At 34.3% G+C, this 23,591-nt stretch carries 23 protein-coding genes; 17 read left to right on the forward strand and 6 right to left on the reverse strand.

The annotated features are described in order from the left end of the window. Positions 1 to 42: 42 nt before the first annotated feature. Complete coding sequence (locus tag R1T42_RS04810) at positions 43 to 273, reverse strand: hypothetical protein (RefSeq protein WP_317291504.1); 231 nt, start codon at positions 271 to 273, stop codon at positions 43 to 45. A 59-nt stretch (positions 274 to 332) separates the two neighbouring features. Further along, positions 333 to 2,333 carry an alpha-ketoacid dehydrogenase subunit alpha/beta gene (locus tag R1T42_RS04815; protein WP_317291857.1) on the reverse strand — a complete coding sequence of 667 codons (2,001 nt, stop codon included), beginning with the start codon at positions 2,331 to 2,333 and terminating at the stop codon, positions 333 to 335. 107 nt (positions 2,334 to 2,440) lie between these two features. Between R1T42_RS04815 and R1T42_RS04820 the strand changes: the two genes are divergently transcribed. The 3 genes from R1T42_RS04820 to R1T42_RS04830 all read left to right on the forward strand — a co-directional run bounded on the left by R1T42_RS04820 (position 2,441) and on the right by R1T42_RS04830 (position 6,832). Beyond that, positions 2,441 to 3,391, forward strand: coding sequence for an isopenicillin N synthase family dioxygenase (locus tag R1T42_RS04820; protein WP_317291505.1), 951 nt, complete (start codon positions 2,441 to 2,443; stop codon positions 3,389 to 3,391). Between the two features lie 32 nt (positions 3,392 to 3,423). Continuing rightward, on the forward strand, positions 3,424 to 3,747 hold the full coding sequence (locus R1T42_RS04825) for a translation initiation factor (RefSeq protein WP_042271948.1): 324 nt from the start codon (positions 3,424 to 3,426) through the stop codon (positions 3,745 to 3,747). Positions 3,748 to 3,922: 175 nt separating this feature from the next. Beyond that, a complete protein-coding gene (locus R1T42_RS04830; protein ID WP_317291506.1) occupies positions 3,923 to 6,832 on the forward strand; it encodes a M16 family metallopeptidase in 2,910 nt (969 codons plus the stop codon). Positions 6,833 to 6,957: 125 nt separating this feature from the next. Here R1T42_RS04830 and R1T42_RS04835 read toward each other — a convergent pair whose 3' ends face one another. After that, on the reverse strand, positions 6,958 to 7,140 hold the full coding sequence (locus R1T42_RS04835) for a hypothetical protein (RefSeq protein ID WP_036585142.1): 183 nt from the start codon (positions 7,138 to 7,140) through the stop codon (positions 6,958 to 6,960). A 200-nt stretch (positions 7,141 to 7,340) separates the two neighbouring features. On the opposite strand from R1T42_RS04835, the gene fumC reads away from it, so the two are divergent. The 4 genes from fumC to R1T42_RS04855 all read left to right on the forward strand — a co-directional run bounded on the left by fumC (position 7,341) and on the right by R1T42_RS04855 (position 10,343). Continuing rightward, positions 7,341 to 8,735: a class II fumarate hydratase gene (gene fumC, locus R1T42_RS04840; protein ID WP_317291507.1), complete on the forward strand. Its 1,395-nt coding sequence runs from the start codon at positions 7,341 to 7,343 to the stop codon at positions 8,733 to 8,735. A 186-nt stretch (positions 8,736 to 8,921) separates the two neighbouring features. After that, entirely contained in the window at positions 8,922 to 9,428 is a 507-nt protein-coding gene (locus tag R1T42_RS04845) for a DUF3124 domain-containing protein (RefSeq protein WP_042272002.1), read from the forward strand. 1 nt (position 9,429) lies between these two features. Beyond that, positions 9,430 to 10,035, forward strand: coding sequence for a MarC family protein (locus tag R1T42_RS04850; RefSeq protein ID WP_317291508.1), 606 nt, complete (start codon positions 9,430 to 9,432; stop codon positions 10,033 to 10,035). Further along, a complete protein-coding gene (locus R1T42_RS04855; RefSeq protein ID WP_317291509.1) occupies positions 10,035 to 10,343 on the forward strand; it encodes a DUF6122 family protein in 309 nt (102 codons plus the stop codon). The genes R1T42_RS04850 and R1T42_RS04855 overlap by 1 nt, the downstream gene beginning before the upstream one ends. A gap of 28 nt (positions 10,344 to 10,371) precedes the next feature. Here R1T42_RS04855 and R1T42_RS04860 read toward each other — a convergent pair whose 3' ends face one another. After that, complete coding sequence (locus R1T42_RS04860; protein WP_317291510.1) at positions 10,372 to 11,607, reverse strand: glycosyltransferase; 1,236 nt, start codon at positions 11,605 to 11,607, stop codon at positions 10,372 to 10,374. A gap of 257 nt (positions 11,608 to 11,864) precedes the next feature. Here R1T42_RS04860 and R1T42_RS04865 point away from each other — a divergent pair, with 257 nt between their 5' ends. From R1T42_RS04865 to R1T42_RS04910, 10 genes are all read left to right on the forward strand, one after another. Continuing rightward, complete coding sequence (locus R1T42_RS04865) at positions 11,865 to 12,635, forward strand: ParA family protein (protein WP_036585133.1); 771 nt, start codon at positions 11,865 to 11,867, stop codon at positions 12,633 to 12,635. Between the two features lie 2 nt (positions 12,636 to 12,637). Then, positions 12,638 to 13,537 (forward strand): ParB/RepB/Spo0J family partition protein, encoded by a 900-nt coding sequence (locus R1T42_RS04870; RefSeq protein ID WP_317291511.1) that lies wholly within the window; start codon positions 12,638 to 12,640, stop codon positions 13,535 to 13,537. Then, positions 13,530 to 14,117: a DUF5683 domain-containing protein gene (locus tag R1T42_RS04875; RefSeq protein ID WP_317291512.1), complete on the forward strand. Its 588-nt coding sequence runs from the start codon at positions 13,530 to 13,532 to the stop codon at positions 14,115 to 14,117. The genes R1T42_RS04870 and R1T42_RS04875 overlap by 8 nt, the downstream gene beginning before the upstream one ends. Before the next feature lies 1 nt (position 14,118). Continuing rightward, a complete protein-coding gene (dapB, locus tag R1T42_RS04880; RefSeq protein ID WP_317291513.1) occupies positions 14,119 to 14,823 on the forward strand; it encodes a 4-hydroxy-tetrahydrodipicolinate reductase in 705 nt (234 codons plus the stop codon). 33 nt (positions 14,824 to 14,856) lie between these two features. After that, positions 14,857 to 16,437: a signal peptidase I gene (lepB, locus tag R1T42_RS04885; protein WP_317291514.1), complete on the forward strand. Its 1,581-nt coding sequence runs from the start codon at positions 14,857 to 14,859 to the stop codon at positions 16,435 to 16,437. A 3-nt stretch (positions 16,438 to 16,440) separates the two neighbouring features. Then, positions 16,441 to 17,058 (forward strand): WbqC family protein, encoded by a 618-nt coding sequence (locus tag R1T42_RS04890; RefSeq protein ID WP_317291515.1) that lies wholly within the window; start codon positions 16,441 to 16,443, stop codon positions 17,056 to 17,058. A gap of 4 nt (positions 17,059 to 17,062) precedes the next feature. Beyond that, entirely contained in the window at positions 17,063 to 17,926 is an 864-nt protein-coding gene (locus tag R1T42_RS04895; RefSeq protein WP_317291516.1) for a DUF1853 family protein, read from the forward strand. 130 nt (positions 17,927 to 18,056) lie between these two features. After that, complete coding sequence (locus tag R1T42_RS04900; RefSeq protein ID WP_262496716.1) at positions 18,057 to 18,185, forward strand: hypothetical protein; 129 nt, start codon at positions 18,057 to 18,059, stop codon at positions 18,183 to 18,185. Then, the gene (locus R1T42_RS04905) at positions 18,185 to 18,676 is read left to right on the forward strand and encodes a Dps family protein (protein ID WP_317291517.1); all 492 of its coding nucleotides are present in this window, start codon (positions 18,185 to 18,187) and stop codon (positions 18,674 to 18,676) included. The genes R1T42_RS04900 and R1T42_RS04905 overlap by 1 nt, the downstream gene beginning before the upstream one ends. Before the next feature lie 73 nt (positions 18,677 to 18,749). Beyond that, on the forward strand, positions 18,750 to 19,619 hold the full coding sequence (locus R1T42_RS04910; RefSeq protein ID WP_317291518.1) for a hypothetical protein: 870 nt from the start codon (positions 18,750 to 18,752) through the stop codon (positions 19,617 to 19,619). A 1-nt stretch (position 19,620) separates the two neighbouring features. Here R1T42_RS04910 and R1T42_RS04915 read toward each other — a convergent pair whose 3' ends face one another. Together R1T42_RS04915 and R1T42_RS04920 are read right to left on the reverse strand one after the other, a co-directional pair. Next, positions 19,621 to 19,791 (reverse strand): hypothetical protein, encoded by a 171-nt coding sequence (locus tag R1T42_RS04915; RefSeq protein WP_317291519.1) that lies wholly within the window; start codon positions 19,789 to 19,791, stop codon positions 19,621 to 19,623. A gap of 65 nt (positions 19,792 to 19,856) precedes the next feature. Beyond that, positions 19,857 to 23,573 carry a metallophosphoesterase gene (locus tag R1T42_RS04920; RefSeq protein ID WP_317291520.1) on the reverse strand — a complete coding sequence of 1,239 codons (3,717 nt, stop codon included), beginning with the start codon at positions 23,571 to 23,573 and terminating at the stop codon, positions 19,857 to 19,859. Positions 23,574 to 23,591 lie beyond the last annotated feature (18 nt).

The following is a 23,591-nucleotide window of genomic DNA, read 5'->3' on the forward strand; positions in this document are numbered from 1 at the left end:
TTAAAGGTAAGAACTTCCATATCATTTAAGAATTAAATATAATTAATTGGAATTAGACTTTTCTATTTCTTTTCTCTTGTTGCGCTTATAGTTGTATTTTAATAATAAATACAATCCTAGAAGTGATGCAAAAAGACATAGTAATATTTTGCCTGTAATACCTAATGAACCATCGTTAGGACCAAAAGTTACCAAGAAGGTGAATAAAACAGTAAGAATCCACAACGCATAACGGAAGTTGTGTAACTCATTAAGAATACCTAATAATTTCATTTTTGCTTTTATATAGTTATTCAGGGGAAACAAATTTATTAATTCCTAGAAATAAAAGCTTAATAATCTAACAATTCTTTTACACAAATTTTAAGTCTACTTGTTGGTAAGTAGTTATTTTCCAATCCTTTTTCAAAAGGTATAGGCGTATCTAAGCTTCCCACTCTTCTTATGGGAGCGTCTAAATACTCAAAACATTCTTCACCTATAAAACCTGCAATATCAGCTGCTACACTACCGGTAAGATTATCTTCGGTTAAGATAATCACCTTACCTGTTTTACGTACAGATGCTTTAATAGACTCTGTATCGAGAGGTGCTAATGTTCTTAAATCTATAAGATCGATATCAAAATGCATTTCATCGATTAATTGCTTTGCCCAGTGAACACCAGCACCATAAGTAATTATAGATAGGTCATTTCCATGATTAATTGTAGCTGCTTTCCCTAAGGGTAGATTATAATATCCATGAGGAACATCTCCATAAACACTACGATATAAAGCCTTATGCTCAAAGAATAATACTGGATTAGGATTTTCTATCGAAGCTGTTAGGAGTCCTTTTGCATCGGCAGGAAAAGCAGGATAAACTATCTTAAGACCAGGAATGGTATAAAACCAAGCTTCATTAGTTTGTGAGTGAAACGGTCCTGCTCCTACACCAGCACCGCAGGGCATTCTTACTACAATATCGGCTTTTTGATTCCATCTATAATATGATTTTGCTAGATAATTAACTATTGGATTAAAGCCACTACTTACAAAATCAGCAAACTGCATTTCAACAACGGTTTTCATACCAGCGATACTTAATCCCATCGCAGCTTCTACAATAGCACTCTCACAAATTGGTGTATTACGAACTCGTTCACGACCAAATTTTTCTACAAAACCGTCAGTAATTTTAAAAACACCACCATATTCGGCGATATCTTGTCCCATAATTACTAAATTATCATAACGATTCATAGATTCTTCAAGTCCATCTTTAATAGCGTCTACTAATCTTATGTTGGTGTTTTCACCACTAGGCTCAACTGGAACATATTCATGTGGCGCAAAGACGTCTGCTAGTTCTTGTTGTGGTGTGGATTGAGGTAACGCTTTCGCGAAAGCGGTTTCTAAACCTGCATTAATATCATTTTTAATCTCATTTCTCCAATCTTCAATCTGATCGCTTGTAATAGTGTTTTCATCTATAAGATACTGCTCAAAACGAGTTAATGGATCGCGCTGTTCCCAGTATTGCAACAGTTCATCAGGAACATACTTGGTTCCACTTGCCTCTTCGTGTCCTCGACGTCTAAAGGTTTTGAACTCCACAAGCACTGGTTTTGGATTTTCTCTAATATCATTTAAGATTGATGATATTTTTGTATAAACTTCAACAATATTATTACCATCAATAATATGTGATTCCATACCATAACCTATTGCACGGTCTGCAAGATTCTCGCAATTGTATTGTTCACTTGTGGGCGTGCTTAATCCATAACCATTGTTTTCAATACAAAATAAAACAGGCAAACTCCATACACTAGCAACGTTAAGAGCTTCGTGAAAATCGCCCTCACTGGTACCACCTTCACCCGTAAATACAGCCGTTGCAAGCCCAGTATTTTTTAATTTTTGAGCAAGTGCAATCCCATCTGCGACACCTAATTGTGGTCCCAGATGAGAAATCATACCGACAATATTATAATCTTGGGTACCAAAGTGAAAACTGCGATCTCTTCCTTTAGTAAAACCATCTTCTTTACCTTGCCATTGTGCAAACAACTTCCATAATGGAATATCACGAGTTGTAAAAACTCCTAGATTGCGATGCATGGGTAAAATGTACTCGCTCTTTTGCATAGCCATGGTTACACCTATCGCGATAGCTTCTTGTCCTATTCCCGAAAACCATTTTGAAATTCTTCCCTGACGCAATAGAATAAGCATCTTTTCCTCAATTAATCGAGGTAACAACATTCTCTTGTACAAATTTATTAATGTATCTGTATCAAGATTATTCTTATATAATTCTGTAAGTTTAAGAGGACTAGTTTCTATCATGACGTTTTGCTGTATCCCAAATGTAGTATAATCAACGATTATACCTAGAAAAGCTATTAAAATGTGTGAGGCATTTACTAACTTTGTTATCAACACAATTTTTTATCATGAATAATATTCCAAGCGTTGATCTAGCAGACTTCCTGAGCGATGACCCTAGTAGAAAACAAAAATTTATAAATGAAATAGGTAAAGCTTATGAAGATATAGGTTTTGTAGCTCTCAAGAATCACTTTTTATCTGATCAATTAGTTGAGAATCTATATAATGAAGTTGAGAATTTTTTTAAACTTCCCGTAGAAACCAAAAAAGGATATGAACGTCCAGAAATAGGCGGACAACGTGGTTACGTATCTTTTGGTAAAGAACATGCAAAAGGCAAAAAAGAAGGTGATTTAAAGGAGTTTTGGCATTTTGGCCAAGAGGTTGCGCCGGATGCTAATATTGAAGAAGACTATCCTGAAAATGTAATCGTTAAGGAATTACCTGATTTTAATAAAACAGGTATGGAAGCGTATCGAATGTTAGAAAAAACAGGGATTTACGTTTTAAGAGCTCTTGCTTTACATATTGGTATTGATGAGCACTACTTTGATCATTGGGCTAGTAATGGTAATTCTATTTTGAGACCTATACATTATCCACCTATCACTAGTGAACCGGATAACGCTGTGCGCGCTGGTGCTCATGGTGATATTAACTTAATTACGTTACTAATGGGTGCAAGCGCCCCAGGTTTACAAGTTCAGAATCGTCAAGGCGAATGGCTAGACGCTATCGCGCAAGAAGATGAACTCGTTATTAATGTAGGTGATATGTTGCAACGTCATACTAACAATAAATTGAAATCAACAATTCATAGAGTCGTAAATCCGCCACGTGAATTATGGCACACTAGCCGCTACTCTATTCCGTTCTTTTTACATCCTCGTAGTGATATGAAATTGGATTGTCTAGAAGAATGTGTTGATGAGAATAATCCAAAACAACATGATGATATTACTGCTGGAGATTTCTTACATCAACGATTAGTTGAAATAGGATTAATAAAGAAGTAAACTGTTTAAATTATCAGATAAAAAATAAAATTTTGGACTTAAGCGATCAATTAAAAAATTTATTCCCTGAACATCAATTTAAGGAAGAAGTACAACCTGAAAAAAGTAATGTGTGGTTACAAGAGGATCCTTTACAATGTAAGTTTGAAAAACGTAAAGGAAAAGTAAACACGATTATAGCTGGTTATACGGGTGCTACTTCGGATTTTAAAATTCTAGCTAAAGAGATTAAAACCATGCTAGGTGTAGGTGGTAGTTTTAAAAATGACGAAATCATCATTCAAGGTGATTATCGAGATCGTATTATGGATTTCTTAAAAGAGAAAGGTTTTAAGGTCAAACGCGTCGGTGGTTAAACCATAAAACCCTACTTATAATAAAAAAGCGCTCTTATTTTAACATAAGAGCGCTTTTTTATGTGAATTATTCATTAAATACTATTCCTACAAAATATTCGTTGTGTAAATTCATAACCTGAAACTTAACTATTCAGATTATTAACCAAACTATTGAGTAACTAAATCAATCATTATGAAAAAACACTATCTAAGTCTGTTAGGAATAGCAGCTTTATTAGTTGTGGCATGCGGTGGTCATAAATCAACTACAGCAAATAAAACCACTACTACAACCACAACAAGTACTGCTACCAGTACCACGACTAGTGCAGCTGAAGCTGCATTGACTGCAGTTGGTATTGACTTAAATGCAAAAATACCGTTAGACCCTACCGTAAAAACAGGAGTACTTTCAAATGGTCTTACATACTATATCCAAAATAATGGTAAACCAGAAGATAAAGTAGAACTACGACTTGCGATCAACGCAGGTTCTATTCTTGAAGATGACGACCAGCAAGGTCTTGCTCATATGATGGAACATATGAATTTTAATGGAACGACTAACTTCCAGAAGAATGAGCTAGTAGATTATCTTCAAGGAATAGGTGTCAAATTTGGTGCAGATTTAAATGCATACACCAGTTTTGATGAGACTGTATACATTCTTCCTATACCTAGTGATGATCCAGAAAAATTAGACAATGGCTTTACAATTCTTTCTGATTGGGCAGGTGGAGCGTTGTTAGAAACTGACGCTATTAATGACGAACGTGGAGTAATTTTAGAAGAATCTAGAACTGGTAAAGGTGCCAATGATAGAATGAATAAAGTTACTTTTCCAGTCATCTTTGCGAATTCTAAATATGCAGAGCGTCTTCCTATAGGAAAAGATGAAATCATAGCAAATTTTGATCCTGACGCAATCAGACGGTTCCAAAAAGACTGGTACAGACCAGACTTAATGGCTGTTATTGCTGTTGGTGATTTAGACGTTGCAACACTTGAAGCTAAAATTAAAGAACATTTTGGGGATATTCCAGCAGCTGAAAACCCAAGAAAACGAGAAGAATTTGGGTTACCTAATCATGAAGAAACTCTTATCGCAATAGCACAAGATCCTGAGGCAAGTTTTGCTCAGGTAAGAATTCAATATAAGGATTCAAAGAAGGCTGAACCTACCACAACGGTTTCAGATTTAAGAGATGATTTAGTAAATGGATTATTCTCTCAAATGATGAATAACCGTTTGCAAGAACTGACCACAAAGCCTAATCCGCCATTTATATTTGGATCTTCTAGTTATGGTGGCACTGGTATACGAGGTAAGAATTCCTATTCTTCTTTTGCAGGAACATCACCAGATGGTCAATTAACCGCTTTGAAGACTTTATTAGAAGAAAATCAAAGAGTAAAGTTATATGGTTTTCAGGCTAGTGAATTTGAGAGAGCTAAAACTAGTTATAAGTCATTTTATGAAACATTCTATAAGGATAGAGACAAAAGAGAAAGTGGTCGTATTGTAGGAGCTTATGTAAATCATTTCTTAGTCGGTGATATGGTACCAAGCGTTGAGTATAGTTATGAAATGGCTATGAAATTAATGCCTACTATTACTATAGAAGAGATTAATGCAAAAATGGCAGACTATATTCATGATGACAATCGTAGTATTGTTTTTACGGGACCAGAAACAGAAAACAAGCCAACAGAAGCTGATATCTTAAAAATTCTGAATGATGTAGCAAATAGTAAGATCGATAATTATCAAGATACTGAGGTACGTGAAAATTTAATTGAAAAATTACCTACAGCAGGTGCTATTGCCAAAACCACAAAAAATGATAAGCTAGGTACAACAACTTATACATTAAGTAATGGAGCAACAATAACAACTAAAAAAACAGACTTTAAGAACGACGAGATTCTAATGACTGCTTATTCTTATGGTGGGACTAGTTTGTTCTCTGATGCAGAATATAAAGCGGTGAGTCAAGCAATGGGCGGTGTTACTCAAGGTGGAGTTGCTGGAATGAATCAAACAGATATGGGTAAATATATGTCTGGGAAATTAGTCAGAGTAAGCCCACGAGTAGGATCGATAAGCGAGAATTTTAATGGTAGCTCAACACCAGACGATCTTGAAACAATGTTTCAGTTGATTCACCTTTATTTTACAGATATTAATAAAGATGATGAAGCTTATCAATCATACATTGATAAACAAAAATCCTTTTTGGGTAGTTATTTATCAAGACCTGAAAGCTACTTCAGTAATGAGGTAAATAAATATAGATTCGAGTCTAGTCCTAGATATACAGGCTTCCCTACTCCAGAGATGATGGATGCTGCAGATTATGATAAGGCATATGAACTTTTTAAAGAACGTTTTTCAGATGCTGGAGATTTTAATTTCTACCTAGTTGGTAATATAGATGATGCACAAATTCAAGAATTTGCAAAAACCTATATTGCTAGTCTTCCAAGTTCTGGTAAAAAAGAAATGTATAAGATGAACGAATGGAGAGAAGATACTTCTAAACCACGTAAGAAGATTGTAAAGAAAGGACTTGAGGAAAAAAGTACTGTGCAAATTGTGTGGACTGGTGAAGCAAATTCTTATAGCGCTAAAGAAAACATGGCTTTAGATGCTCTAGGAGAAATTGCTACAATTAAAATCATCGAGACGCTACGTGAGCAAGAAGGTGGTATCTACGGTGGTGGCGCTAGAGGTTCTTTAAGTAAGATTACATATCCACGTTATAACTTCAGCATTTCTTTTCCTTGTGGACCAGATAACGTAGATAAACTAGTTGCTGCGGCTCTTAATGAACTAGAGATGATTAAGAATGATGGCCCTACAGATAAGGATATGAATAAAGTGAAAGAAGCCTATTTATTAGAGTATAAAGAAAATCTTGAAAGTAATAGATTCTGGTTAAACTCTTTATACAGCGCTGACTATGAGCAAAAAGATCCAAATAAAATACTTGAGTTTGAAGCATCAGTTGCTAAGTTAACAAAGGCAGATGTTCAAGCCGCTGCTAAAAAGTATATAGATGAAAATTATCTACTAGCGGTACTTTTACCTGAAGACAAATAATAAATAGTATTACAACTAAATTAAAAAGGTGCTATAACAATAGCACCTTTTTTTATTCTATTTAATCCACAAAAAAACCGTCCAGATATACTCTAGACGGTTTTTACTATATGATAATCAGGTAATTATGCGTTACCTGTTTCCTGCGCATTTTTCTTAGCTTCTCTTTTCATTTTCATTTTTTCCATTAGTGAGCCTGTAATCCAGTACGGAATTACAAATGCTGTTAAGAAAATCATTAACCAGAATCCTATGGTTAATATTCCTAAAAATGCTAAAAATCCTAAGTATTGATCAAATTCAAACATCGTAATTGTATTTGCTGCAAAGATAAAAGCTTTCCGTAAAAAAATGAAACGATTTCTATGATTTATTAACAGGTTATTGTTAGTAAGGTGTTGATGGCATTACGCTTTCGCGAAAGCGTTAAAAAAAACAAGCCTAAAGCCTTCTAAAATTGATTCATTATAAGAATTACACCTATTATATTTGTGAAAAATATGAAATCATGGCATATCGTATAGAAAAAGATACAATGGGACCTGTTGAGGTTCCTGCAGATAAATTATGGGGCGCGCAAACACAGCGTTCTAGAGACAACTTTAAAATAGGTGCCGCTGGTAGCATGCCGCTAGAAATCGTTTATGGATTTGCTTATCTTAAAAAAGCAGCAGCCTACACCAACAGCGAACTAGGTGTTCTTGCTGAAGAAAAAAGGGATCTTATCGCACAGGTTTGTGATGAAATTCTTGCTGGAAAGCATGATGACCAATTTCCTCTTGTAATATGGCAAACGGGATCTGGTACACAATCTAATATGAATGTGAATGAGGTCATTGCAAACCGTGCGCACCAAATCGCTGGCAAAACAATAGGTGAAGGCGAGAAAACAATACAACCTAATGATGATGTAAACAAGTCTCAGTCCTCAAATGACACCTTCCCTACTGGAATGCACATTGCTTGTTATAAAAAGATTGTAGAAAACACCATTCCTGGAGTAGAACAATTGCGCAATACGCTGCATGCTAAAGCGGTTGCTTTTAAAGATATCGTTAAAATAGGTCGTACTCATTTAATGGATGCTACACCTTTAACTATAGGACAAGAGTTTTCTGGTTATGTATCGCAACTAGATCATGGAATAATTGCTCTTAAAAATACACTAGCTCATTTAAGTGAACTTGCATTAGGTGGAACAGCTGTAGGTACCGGTTTAAATACTCCTGCAGGATATGATGTAAAGGTTGCTGAGTACATCGCACAGTTTACCGGTTTACCTTTTATCACTGCTGGTAATAAATTTGAAGCTCTTGCTGCACATGATGCCCTAGTAGAAACACACGGTGCATTAAAGCAAATAGCAGTATCTCTTAATAAAATTGCACACGACATAAGAATGCTGGCTAGTGGTCCACGTTCTGGAATAGGAGAATTAATTATTCCAGCAAATGAGCCTGGTAGTTCTATCATGCCAGGAAAAGTAAACCCTACACAAGCCGAAGCTATTACAATGGTTTGTGCACGTGTTATGGGTAACGATACTACTGTAACTGTAGGTGGTATGCAAGGTCATTTTGAACTTAATGTTTTTAAACCAGTAATGGCGGCAGCAGTTCTAGAAAGCGCACAGTTAATAGGAGATTCTTGTAGAAGTTTTGAAGAGAATTGTGCCGCAGGAATAGAACCTAATCATGATAAGATTAAATCATTATTGGACAATTCATTAATGCTTGTAACGGCTTTAAATACGAAAATAGGATATTATAAAGCTGCGGAAATTGCCAACAAAGCACATGAAGAAGGTTCTACATTAAAAGAAGCTGCGCTTGCATTAGGCTATGTAACTTCTGAAGAATTTGATGCTTGGGTTAAACCAGAAGATATGGTAGGACATAAATAAAGTTCTCATAATCATAACATTAAAAAGCCACTTTTCAACAGTGGCTTTTTTTTATAAAACATATTTTCTTAGCTTTTATTTAAAAGAATTCTCAATAAAAAATGGGTTCTTTGTTTAACCATAACGTGATTATAAAAAACACTGATAAACAAATTGTTATATTAGTATCAATCAGTAAATGAAATGATGAAGAGATATTTTTCCATTGTATTAGTGATTCTACTTTTTAGCTGTGAAGAGAAAGTGGAAATGAGTTCTATTAATCCAGAAAACTGGAAGAAAAGAAGTGTAGCCATAGAACAAAAAGACTCTTTAGAGTATGGGAAATCATATCTATCTATTTACTCTCAGATTTATAGTATATCAGAAAGCCGTACACAAAATCTAACCGGAATGGTAAGCTTGAGAAATACAAGTGATTTAGATACCATTTATTTATTAAAAGCAGAGTATTATGATACACACGGTAAGTCTGTTAGAACATACTTTGACTACCCTATTTATTTAGCTCCACTAGAAACTACTGAGATTATTATTGATGAAAAAGACATATCTGGTGGTACTGGTTCTAATTTCATATTTGAATGGCAAAAGCCTCACGACTCTCCTGAACCTATATTTGAAGCAGTAATGACTTCTATTCTAGGTCAACAAGGTTTATCCTTTACAACTCAATCCAAAAGAATTAAGTAACATGGCAGAAATTTTAACCGCTATATTTTTCTTATTTGCAGTAATAGATCCTATAGGTACTGTACCTGTATATCTAGAAGCTACTAAAGAATTTGACAAACTTCATAAACGCAAAGTGGCCATAAGAGCGTCTTTTGTAGCATTTTTGATATTGTTATTTTTTATAGTAATAGGTCAAATCATTCTAGAAGGAATGGAAATAACGCTAGATGCTTTTCAAATATCTGGTGGTGTTATTTTATTTTTATTTGCACTTACGATGATATTTGGTGGTGGAAAACCTGAAGATGAAAAAAGTCATATCTCTGACTATAAACATGTTACTATTTTTCCGGTTGCGATTCCATCCATTGCCTCACCAGGTGCAATTCTAGCAGTTGTACTTCTTACTGATAATCATATCTATTCTATAGAGCAACAAGCGTTTACTACACTATTGGTACTTTTAGTAATAGGTATAACGTGCGTCACTTTATTACTTGCAAATAATATTCAAAAAGCAATAGGTAGTTATGGGATTACCGTAATTAGTAAAGTTATGGGATTAATACTAGCTGCTTATGCAGTACAAAGTATATTATCTGGTATTGCAGACTATTTTAAGTAATGCAAACATTTATACATTACTTTTTACATTTTGTAGCACCATTAGGGATAGCCCTATTATTCTTTAATAAAGATTGGAAAACTGCGTATATATTATTTCTGTTGACTATGCTAGTAGATTTAGATCATCTACTCGCCTCTCCTATTTTTCAAGTTAACCGTTGTAGTATCAATTATCACCCATTACATACTTACTATGCAATGATTGTTTATGTAGTGATGTTATTCTTTAAAAAACCAATTCGTATCTTAGGAATTGGTTTGTTATTTCACATGTTGACTGACTATGTAGATTGTTTGATGATGTAGATAGATTACCACAATAATTAATACTAATTTATCTCTTATTCTTCTCCTCGATCCACTGACTGAAATATTTAGTGCTATTAAATGCTTGTTGTTGTAGCAATTGTCCCATAAAATTTTGCAAACGATGTTGTTCTAGATTATTCATCACATCATTAATTCTAGAGATAAATCTATCCTTTAAGTATTGCATTCCAAACCTTTTGCGAAGTGTTTGAAAACCTAGCACTTGTTGTTGCTTCCATAGGTTTTCATGAGAATATAACTCTATGGCTTGTAGAGCAAAATCTGCTGGAGTTTGATTTAAGCTTGACGTTGTAGTTGAATAGATACCTTCCATAGCTATAGGTGTTCCCACAAATGGAGTTCCGGTTTCCATGGCTGTGAAAAGTTTTCCTTTCAATCCTGCACCGAACCTGATAGGAGCCAGTACTACTCTACTGTTCTCTATTACCTCGTTTGCTTCTATCGCTCTACCTTTAATGTAAAATCCTTGTTTCTCATTATGTAGTTGAGAAACTTTTGGACTCTCATAAGCACCGTAAACATACATTTCTGCTTTCGGAAGTTCCTTTCTAATTAAGGGCCATATTTTGGTCTTTAAGTAAAGAACAGCATCATAATTAGGCTTATGAATAAAATTACCAATGGTAGAAAAATGACTGCGCTCTTGAAAGCTTTTAAAATTGGTTGATTTTAAGTTTTTTAGTGTTCCCGAACCAACTAAGAATGGTAAATAATGTAATAACTCTCTAGGTATACGGAATTGATTTTGAAGTAATTCCATTTCATATTCAGAAATAATCAAACTTACATCACAACGATACATACTAGCTATCTCACGCATAGCCTGCTCGCTATGCAAGTGTTTTAAACTTACCTCTTCGTTATTTTTAAGAGCTACTTCCCTAGCCTTTCTTAAAAAATGTAAATCCTCTGTATCAAGGATATTGATACTGTTAGGACAGCTTTCGCGGAAGCGCCATCCAAACTGCTCCTCTATCATAAAACGATCATACATGACCGCATTGAATTGTTCTTCTTTAACCCAATCATTAAAGCTATGATTGTTTAATAAAATAGCCTTTTCTTCAACTTCAATACTGGCAAGTTGAAAGCTATAATCACTACGTGATGCTGCACTGGCAAAGGTTATTGCAAAACCAGCATCTTTAAACAATTCAATTAATTGCAACATGCGCGTTCCCGCAGCTGTGCTTTGAGGTTCTGGCCAAGTATGACCTATAATTAAGAGTTTATTTTTCACCAGTCAAAGGTAAGAAAATGAAGAAAGCTTTTATTTTTCAAAATGATTTCACCTACTTAAAGGCCTAAAATTAAGAGCTTAAATAAGTTGAGTAATTCTAAGAATAAAGTTTCATATAAGTCATTTTTTAAGAACTACCATTCTCATGTTCAATATGATGAAATACAACTCATGGATATCGTTAATAAAGTATATGGTAAAGCACTTTTTTTAAGTTGTAAATTTTTACCTTAGCAGCTTAAATTGATTCGTTTTAAATGGGTAAAATAATAGCAATTGCTAACCAAAAAGGTGGTGTAGGTAAAACAACTACAGCGGTAAATCTAGCGGCATCACTAGGTGTACTAGAGAAAAAAGTACTTCTTATTGATGCAGATCCGCAAGCAAACGCTACATCGGGTCTAGGTATTGATGTTGAAACTGTAGAGAATGGTACTTATCAATTGCTAGAACATACTGTTCCTGCTCTAGAATTAGTTATTAAGACCGATTCTCCTAACTTAGATATTATCCCTGCTCATATAGATTTAGTAGCCATTGAGATAGAGCTAGTTGATAAGGATCAACGTGAGTATATGATGCGCGAGGCTGTAGTGCCTCTGAAAGAAGTTTATGATTATATTATTATCGACTGTGCTCCATCATTGGGCCTTTTAACTCTTAATGCACTTACTGCTAGTGATTCTGTATTAATACCTATACAATGTGAGTACTTTGCACTTGAAGGTTTAGGTAAGTTATTGAATACGGTAAAGAGTATTCAAAAAATTCATAATGATCAATTAGATATTGAAGGTTTATTACTTACGATGTATGATAGTCGTTTAAGACTTTCTAATCAAGTTGTAGAAGAAGTTAATAAGCACTTTAAAGCCTTAACGTTTAAGACAATTATACAACGCAATGTGCGTTTAAGTGAAGCACCATCATATGGTGAAAGCATTATCAATTATGATGCTGCTAGTAAAGGTTCTGAAAATTACCTGAGTCTAGCTAATGAATTGATTCAAAAAAATGCCTCTAATTAATTATGGCCAAAGCAACTAAAAAACAAGCATTAGGTCGTGGTCTTTCTGCATTATTGAAAGATCCATCTAACGATATCACTAATGCAAACGATAAGAACGCAGACAAAATCGTAGGTAATGTAGTAGATCTCAATCTAGCAGATATTGAGATGAACCCTTTTCAACCACGTACTAGTTTTAATGAAGAAAACTTACGTGAATTAGCCTCTTCTATAAAAGAACTAGGTGTTATACAGCCCATCACTGTGCGTAAAATGGGCTTTAATAAGTATGAATTAGTAAGTGGTGAGCGTCGCTGTCGTGCCTCTAAACTATTAGGACTAGATACGATTCCGGCTTATGTGCGTATTGCAAATGACCAGGAATCATTAGAAATGGCACTGGTTGAGAATATACAACGTCAGGATTTAGATCCAATAGAAATTGCTCTATCCTACCAACGTTTAATAGAAGAAATAGATCTTACACAAGAGCAAATGAGCGATCGTGTAGGTAAAAGTCGTAGTGCAATTACTAACTATTTAAGGTTATTAAAACTGGACCCTATTATTCAAACAGGAATGCGTGACGGGTTTATTTCCATGGGTCATGGACGTGCCTTAATCGCGGTTGATAGTTTAGATAAACAACTAGATATCTATCAACAAATATTAGCAAACGGTCTTTCTGTAAGAGACACAGAGGCAATTGTTAAAGCAGAAAAAGGTGGTGATACGCTTCCGCGAAAGCAAGCTAAAACAAATAAACTGCCAACTGAAATAGTTGATGCTACTAAAGAATTATCAGAAGCCATAGGTGCTAAGGTAAATGCTACAGTAGATGCAAAAGGGAAAGGTAAATTAACTATTTCCTTTAAATCTCAAAAAGAATTAGAACGTATTATCAAACAATTGAATGCGTAATTATTTATTTTACATATTCATTATTTTAGGAGCTTTAATGGCTGGTGCGCAAGATGATGCATCTCTACCACCTGGTGAATTTAAGGTTATAGCAGCCGACTCAGTAAATACGGCAATAGATGCTAATAGACCTGCAAGAGCGGCATTTTATAGTGCCATTTTACCAGGATTAGGGCAAGCATATAATGGTCGTTACTGGAAGGTACCACTAGTCTATGGAGCTCTAGGTACTAGTGTTGCTGTATATCTTTATAATGAAAATCAATATCAAGAATTAAGAGACGCTTTCAGAATAAGACTAGCCGGTGGGACCAATGATGCATTCTCTGATGCAGATGGAAATCCTATTATCTCTGATGCAGGATTAGAACGTGCACAACGCACAGCACAACGTAATAAAGAATTAACCCTATTGATAACGGCTGGTATTTATATATTACAAATAATAGACGCTAACGTAGATGGCCACTTAGATGATTTTAATGTAGATCGTAATTTAAGTCTTACTCCTACAATTATCAACATTGAACATGTACCATCAGGTGCAAATGTTGGTCTATCACTTATTTATAACTTTTGATATGAAAATAGCTTTACTGGGTTATGGAAAAATGGGGCAAACAATAGAACGTGTTGCCTTAGAACGTGGTCATGATGTTGTGACTCGTATAGGTAGAAATGATTCTATTGAAGACATTCAAAAAGCCGACGTGGTTATCGAATTTACAGCTCCAGATAGTGCTGTAAGTAATATTAAATTTTGTGCAGACATGGGTTTGCCTGTGGTTTGTGGTACAACTGGATGGAATGAAGAATTACAAGAGGTCACAGATTATATTAATTCCAAAAATGGAACTTTAGTTCATGCCTCAAATTTTAGTCTAGGCGTTAATTTATTCTTTGAACTCAATCGCAAACTCGCTGCAATGATGGCGCCATATGAAGAATATAGAATTAGTATGGAGGAGATACATCATACAGAAAAAAAAGATGCTCCTAGTGGTACAGCTGTTACTCTTGCTCAAGGAATTTCCGAATTTACTAGATTGAATAAGTGGCACTTAGGTACAGACAGCGAAATTGATTCTTTACCTATTGACGCACAGCGTATTGAAGATGTTAAAGGAACTCATAGCATACATTACAGTAGTATAATAGATGACATTGAAATAAAGCACACGGCTCACAGTCGTGATGGTTTTGCCATAGGCGCCGTTATTGCTGCTGAATGGATTACAAAACATAAAGGAATATTTACTATGAAAGACGTTTTGAACTTATCATAGTAGCTATCATTAAAAATATTAAAGAGTAAACAGATGAGTTGGACAGGATGGTTAATTTTTTTCTTAGTACTTCAAGTAGTACATGCATTAGGTACTTGGAAAATGTACGTCGCCGCTGGTAGAAAAGCATGGGAAGCATTTGTGCCTGTGTACAATGCTGTGATCTTCATGAAGATATTAAATAGACCATGGTGGTATGTTTTCTTACTGTTCTTACCTGTTGTAAACTTAATCATGTTTATAGTCGTCTGGGTAGAAGCCTTACGTTCATTTGGTTATAACAAAGCAAAAGATACAGTCTTAGTTATTGTGACATTAGGACTTTATTTATATTTCATAAACTATACACAACCATTAAATTATATTGAAAATCGTAGTCTTCATCCACGCACAAGTGCTGGTGAATGGACTAGTTCTATATTATTTGCGGTAATTGCAGCGACAATAGTACATACCTATGTGATGCAACCTTTCATAATTCCATCGCCATCCTTAGAAAAAACCTTATTAACTGGTGATTTTTTATTTGTGAGTAAAATGCACTATGGACCTCGTATCCCTATGACACCAGTGGCTTTACCAATGGTACATGATACTATACCAGTCTTACATGTTAAAAGTTATCTAGAAACACCACAAATACCATACACTCGTATTCCTGGTTTTTCAAAAATAAAAAGAAATGACATTGTTGTTTTCAATTGGCCTGCAGATACCTTATACGGATTTCCTTCTATAGATAATTTGCATCACGATAAGCCTATTGATAAAAAATCTAATTACGTTAAGCGATGTGTGGCTATTGCTGGTGATCTATTTTCAATAGTAGATGGTAAAGTACATATCGATGGTCAACCTACTGTTTTACCAGAAAGAGCGAGATTACAACACACCTATAAGTCAGTTACAACACCACAACCTATAGATCCTGCCATGCTCAAAAAAGAGTATGATATTACAGATGCAGTTGGACATTATTACGATACAGAAAATGATAATGCTCCTACTCTAGCAGTAAGTGCTGCAACTGTAGAAGCCGCAGCTGCTTTACAGGCTAATCCTAATATTCTAGACCTTAATAAAAGAATAGACAAGAAAGGAAAATGGGATCCAGCAATATTCCCGTATGATTCTAAAATTGCTAATAACAATGATAATTTTGGACCTGTACTAATCCCTCAAAAAGATGCTACTGTAGAAATCAACTATAACAACATCGGTTATTACAAAAGAATCATTGAGGTATATGAAGGTAGTGAGATGAATATCATTAACACTATTGCAGTTAATGGTAAATCGGTTTTACTCAATGGTAAGCCATTAAATGCATATACTTTTAAACAAAATTACTATTGGCTAATGGGTGATAACCGCCATAACAGTTACGATAGTCGTGGTTGGGGTTTTGTACCAGAAAATCACGTTGTTGGTAAACCTGTTTTTGTGTGGATGAGTATGGACTGGAGCGGTAGTTTCCCTTCATTGAGATTTGACCGTATGTTTACGACTGTAAATGGTTCAGGACAACCTACATCATATTTATGGATATTGATAGTTGGACTATTAGGATATTTTGGTTACAAGAAATTTATCAAAAAGAAAAGTAATAAGTAAGATATGGAGCAGATACTACATCCTAGCTATTTTATAGATGTAGTGAGTTTAGTGCACCTGTATCATTGCAACCAGTTGATGCTGGAGACTCATGATAACTACGTAAAACAGACTTATCGTAATCGTTGCTACATCGCAGCTGCAAATGGTAAACTGGCTCTAAACATACCTATAGTTCATCAAAAATCAGGTCACTCTGTACCTTACAATAGTATTGAAATCAACCAGACAGATGATTGGGCTACACAACATTTAAAAAGTATAAAAAGTGCTTACAACAGTAGTCCTTTTTATGAATATTATGAGGCTGATTTACATGATTTATTTAGTGATATTCCACAGCTATTAATAGACTGGAATATTAAAACACTGAAATGGACGCTTCATCTACTACATATTACAAAATCAATTATATCATCAGAAGAATACCTGGATGATATAAGAGCTAGACAACTAATTACTGCAAAGCAAAATCCTATTCTATCAACTGATTCTTACATTCAAGTATTTCAAGAGAAACATGGATTTTTAAATGGATTAAGTGCTTTAGACCTATTATTTAATTTAGGTCCTAGTGCTGGCGTTTATTTGAAAGAACAGCAATATTTAATAAAAGAATAAATAAATGGCTCAAAACGATATTCAACGGTTTAGAGCCTTTTTAAAAACAGCAAGCCTATGGAATGGTAAGCTTGCAGGTGTACAACAGTTTCCTCTAAATAAATTAGACCTATCTCATTTAAAAGATGATGATATCCTTACAGGTTTTCCTGAGATTCCTGTAAATACGGTTTTAGGTAAACGAGCAGAATATTACTATGAGTATTGCATAAAGCAAAGTTCGAATTATGAATTAATTGATTCTAATATTCAAATCAATGTAGCAAAAATCACAAAAGGCGAATTAGATTACCTGATCAGAGAAGTCAACACCAATAAAATATACCACGTAGAATTAGTTTATAAATTCTATTGTTATGATCCTGATGTTTCAGAAAAATCGAACTATTTAAATGAAGATCATGCAACCGAATTATCTAAATATGTGGGACCTAATAAACGTGATAATTTCGTTTTCAAATTTGATCGATTAGTAGATCATCAATTACCTCTACTCTACAAGCCAGCTACTTATCAAGCATTATCTTCTTTAAATCTAGCTATTGATTCTATAGAACAACGTGTTTGCTATCTAGCACATGTGTATATACCTCGGGATTTATGGAAACATAATTTTAAGTATATCAATAAACGATGTATTGCTGGTTATTATATGAATTATGACGCTTTCGCGAAAGCGAATACCAACAACCGATACTACTTACCTAAAAAGCATTTATGGATTGGTAACTGTCACGCCTTAAAAGATTCTTATAATTATGAAGAAACGTTACTAATAGTAAAGGATAGTCTGGCGCGAGGCTTTGCTCCCATGGTCTGGATGCAATTAGAATCTGAAGAATTTGAGTCCTTTTTCATTATTGCATAATTCACAATAAATTCTACATATCATTAAATAATCTATGCTTATTTAAGATAACATAAACATGTTTTAACCTTTTATTCTCAATGCTTAGGTCATATCATTATTACCTTTATATCAAACAATAATAAACGCCATGCAAACTAAATTTAAAAGAAAAAGTCAAGATCGTCCTTTAGGAAATCTGGGCAAAGTGAATAAAAATAAAGACTTTGATATGAAGTCAGAAACATTAACTGAAAAGAACCAACAAAAGACTAAATAATGAATTACCTAAATCTAGATAAAGATAAAACTGAAAAAACAGTTCAAGAATTAAATGTATTACTATCAGACTATCATGTTTACTATCAAAAATTAAGAAATTTTCACTGGAATGTAGTGGGGAAAAACTTTTTTGATTTGCATATTAAGTTCGAGGAAATGTATGATGATGCAAAATTAAAAGTAGATGAGATAGCAGAACGTATTCTTACGTTGCGATACCAGCCTACTTCTAATTTATCTGACTACCTGAAGAAGTCTAACCTAAAAGAATCTAAATCAGAACATACAGATGTTGAAATGGTGAATACCTTGCTAGAAGACCACGGTACGTTAATTCAACAAATGCGTAAAGTGGTAGAACGTGCAGATAAAGCTGGTGATGAAGGTACTATAGATTTAATAGGTGCATATATCAGAGAGTTAGAAAAAACAAGCTGGATGTTAGATGCGTGGAGAATGAATACAAGTGACAATCATCAATCCGTATAATTAAATTTATAAATTAATAAAACACCGTCTAAGTTATTTATTTACTTAGACGGTGTTTTCGTTTGACTATAATATGAAAGTATTTCAATTACTATTATTTACAATTCTATTTCAAAATGCTAGTTGCCAGGACTATGGTAAACTTACGTATTTAGAACATCTACCAGAAGACCTTGAAGAAATAAGTGGAATGGAGTCTATCGAAGGCTCTGATTTATTATATGCGGTTAATGATTCTGGAAATGAACCAGTACTTTACTTATATGATCAAGAATTAGGTTATTATGAGCTTACAGCTCCCATCTTAAAAAATAATGACTGGGAAGATTTAAGTAGTTATACTAATACCGTTACTGGCAAAACCTATTTGTATATAGCTGATTTAGGAAACAACAAAAATAAACGTAAAGACTTAGCTATTTATGAAGTTGATATTACTGATCTAGAACCTAAAGACCAAGAACTAGTTAACATTCGCGAGATTTCTGTATTCTATTCCAATCAAAAAGACTTTCCTCCTAAAAAGAAAGAACGCTTCTATGACTGTGAGGCTTTTGTGCGCGTTGAGGATTATTTCTATTTCTTCAGTAAGAATAGAAGTAGTGATTTTAATGGTAAAACTCAAGTATACCGATTGAAAGCTGACGGAACTTCAAATAATGCTCAATTTCTTGTAGAAATTGAAATTTGTAACGATTCAAAAGATTGTTTAATTACCAGCGCAGATGTGAATAGTCATGGAGAAATTGCTCTACTTACCAGTGACAAAGTATTTATACTCTCTAACTATGACGAAGATTTCACTAATTATGATATTGAAAGACATGATCTCAATCACTACTCTCAAAAAGAGTCTATTATTTATAAAACTGACAACATTTTATGGATAAGTGATGAACAGACTAAAAAAACTGGTGGAAACCTTTATCAATTGAAATTATAAACTAGCATTTCCTATTTTTCCAGAAAATATAAGCACCAGCAAGTTCTACCGCTATACCTAGTAAAATCATACCAGTTGCTCCTATAATCTCCATTAAATAGAGCACTATTCCTATAAACACTATTGCACTACCTAGCGCAATAAGCATGACACCACTTTTCTTATCATTCATTTGTTAAAAATACAAAAGGCTCGCAATAACTGCGAGCCTTTATTATAATAAAACAGGTATTAATTTTAGAAACTGAACCCAACTTGAAAACTAAATCTTAAACCATCATCACCATGAAAGAAATTAAAATTAGCTCCTATAGCTTCAGCTGAGTTTACCCAAAAACCACCACCAAAATCATTGTGCCATTGATCACTAAACTCTCCATCTACCCAAACACGACCTACGTCTGCACCGGCAAATAACCCCATCTGTAAAGGAATTAAACCAGTTTTAAATTCGTTAAAGCTATATCTCAAATCACCACTTGCAGCAAATGATCGCTGACCAGAGAATCGTTGTGTACGATAACCTCTTAGTCCGTTATTCTGTCCCAACTCAGCTAATTGAAAAAATTGATAATTGTTACCTACATTAATCTGACCTAGAATAGTAGATTTTATAACCCATTTGCGATTTCTAGAAATGGCGTTATAGAAACCTAATTTTGGTTTAAAGTATAATAGACTTTGATCTACATCTTCTGTAGCAATGGTACCACCTATGGTGGTTTCAAATATCATACCTCTAGTAGGATTAAGTTTGTTATCATAACTTTCGTAATTATAGGTTGCTTTTGTGTCTACGTACCATTTGCGTTCGTAAAAATCAGGATTAGTTTCAGGATCGATTAAATCAGTAATAAAACGCTCATTACCTTCCTCTACCTCTATTCCCTGTAAATTTGATAATATGGTTAAGTTAGATCCATATTCACCGTTATACTTAATCCCTAGACCAAAGGTAGCCTCACTAATACGAACTCTATTGTAGTCAAAATCAAAATCGTCTTGTAAATTTTCAGAATCATTTCCTATCCCAAAAAAGTTCTCAGTAAAAGTAGGTCCTGCAAATCGCCCATTTACAAGTAAGTTTACACCATTAAAAACACCAGCAAATTCACCTGTGTAATTAATGTCATAACCATTAGTAGCAAAATAATAACCTGCTGTTATTTTATGAACTCTTGTATGTGGATTGCGATTAAAACCATTTACCGTATAAACATTTTGAATTCCTAATTTAAAACCATCATCTGGATTAAAACCTATTGCTGGTGTTAGTGCATTACTGGTCAATATGTTTTTACGTGGATTGTATAAATTAGTATCATAATTATCAGATAGCCTTACACGAGCTCCATTTTTAGCTTTAAAAGTGTTATCCTTTGATTTGTGATCATAAATCGATATTGCCTTTCCTTCTTCAAGATCATAAATATCATTATTCTGTCCACCGATAACACGTACTTTTATTTTATTTTTTCCAGTTCCCATAGCTCTGATGATATCATCATCATCTAATGCATAGATCCAGATCTCATTTGTATCCTTACTATCAAAAACTCTTTGTGCTACAATATCTGCCTTCTCACCATTTTTATTACGGTAGATAGTAACCTCTGTTTTACCATCTTCTATACGATTGATTTCTATAATATCATCCTTATCGGTTCCAGTCATGATAGCTAGACTAGCTAGATAATCATAATAATCATTGACAGTATCTAATAGATTATCACGACGCTTCTTCATATTCTCAACAATCACTTGCGTTGATTCATGAGGATAGATCTCGACTGGTAAATTTTTAAAAGCGTTTTCTATTTGCTCATCAGTTAAGTTTTCTTGTATATATCTGGCTTGTGATTCCCATACAAAACGATTACTGTTTTGAGCAAGTGCTCTATCTAAGTAATTTGCAGCAGTATTAAACCACTTTACATCAGTAAGTTGTTCATCATAAGTAGAAAATTGATTTGTAATACCGATCATGGTGCGTAATGTCGCAAAAAGAGCTCCATCAAAGTTTGAATAAACTTGATCACGATCTCTAGGAATAGCACGGAAAAGGTGTGTTCCATCTTCTAATTCAAACTCTGACCAGCGCCATTGATCCTGGTGTCTATCCCAATCACCTATAAGCATATCAAAAATTCTTGCTTTAATATAATGAGGCTCGTCGATTTTATACTTTTCATCTTTACGTAGGCGTTCAAAAACATCTGCAGTACTTTCAATATCATCTGGCTTACCAAAGCTTAGTAATTCCTTATGATTCTCTTCAGGACGTTCTACTAATAGATATAATTCATCACCATAGTCATTATTATATTTACCTAAGGCTTGTTGTTTAGGCAAGTAAAATACCTCAGGATTAGTATGATATACACCTACAGCATCTGCAAGATCTGGAATTGTTAATGCTGCATAAGGATGTGCTGCTGTATAAAAATCAAATAATAGGTCTTCAGTAGTAGTATTTTCAAATCCTTCAACAACCTGATTCTCTTTGAAAACCGTAGTTTGTAAGAACTGTACCGCACTTTTCTTTAAGGCTCTGATATTATATTCCTTACCATCTTTATCTTTCAATCTTAACGCTCTTGTCTGGTGACCACCACCAGCTCTTACAACTTCTAGTCCACCATATAATGTATCCAACAATGCGACTTTAGCATTAACTTCAATCCCATATAAATCTCGATATTTGTTACCCCAAACAGATTCATAAAAACCAGACACGTCCGTGCGCTCTTTTTCATAGATACTCGCTTTCGCGAAAGCGGGATAACTACTAGGTAATTGCTCCATATCAAATTCTTTAGGCTTCTTAATAGCCTCAACCGTGTAAATCAACTCAACTTTACCGTTGCGCAAGGTGTAATATCTTACCCATCCACTACCATCTTTAAGAATATCAAATCTTGCAAAACCTTTACCGCCATAAGCAAAAAGACCATCATTACTTAAGGTGGCATAGCTTTGCTTAGATCCACTACCAGAAACTATCTGACGTATTCCTTCATTCTCAATATATTGTAAAGTATGCTCGTGTCCACTTGCAAAAATAATACGTGCTGCTTGTGATGATCTTGCAAGAGTAGTGACACGATTAACCATTTCTTGATAGCGCTCATTTTGTTTATCTTGAGAACTAATACCACCACTAGTGCGCACTTGATTTACTAAGGATGCAATTAACGGAAGTGGTATATCTCTTTGAGTAGGAAATAAGTGCTTTGTTGCAGCATATTGACCACCATGCACACCATTTGTAAATAATGGATGGTGCATCGCTACTAGAATAACTTTATCCTGATTTTTTTTAAACTCACCTTCAATTTCTAGAAATAATTGTTCTCTAGTCTTAATTTGGTCACAATCATCATTAATTGTTGGGTGCTTATCCCATTGAGCTAGATACCACTGACTGTCTAAAATGATAAGCTGTATTTCATCAGAAATTTCTATACTTTCTAACGGACATCCTACTTTAGGCTCCCAAATATTTTTATCGTTAAGTGCTTTTTCAATATAATTTTTCTCCCTTTCGACATTTTTTAAACCTTGATCATACCAGTCATGATTACCAGGTATAAAGATAGTCTTACCATCAAATGCCTGTGCAACGGCTATTTGAGCATTTAAATGATTCTCTGCCAGTGGTCTGAAAGAGTCATCTTTATCTGGCATACCAACTGGATATATATTATCCCCTAAAAATATTAAGTGTGCCTTTTTAGTGTCTTGATTTTCAATATGCTGCTCTAGCGCAAGTAAACCTTCACTTTTACCATTCATGGGCGATTTCCCTGCGTCACCTATCAGGTAAAATGACTTTATAATCTCTGCATTATCGGGAAATGCATTCTGTGTTTCTTCCCTATATTGTTCCTTATAAGAGGCACATCCTACTAGGATGAAAACAGCAACAAAAAAAAGAGTAATATTTTTAATCATAAATTAAGAGGTTTTTAT

The sequence above is a fragment of the Nonlabens ulvanivorans genome (assembly GCF_032922765.1).
Classification (GTDB): domain Bacteria; phylum Bacteroidota; class Bacteroidia; order Flavobacteriales; family Flavobacteriaceae; genus Nonlabens; species Nonlabens ulvanivorans.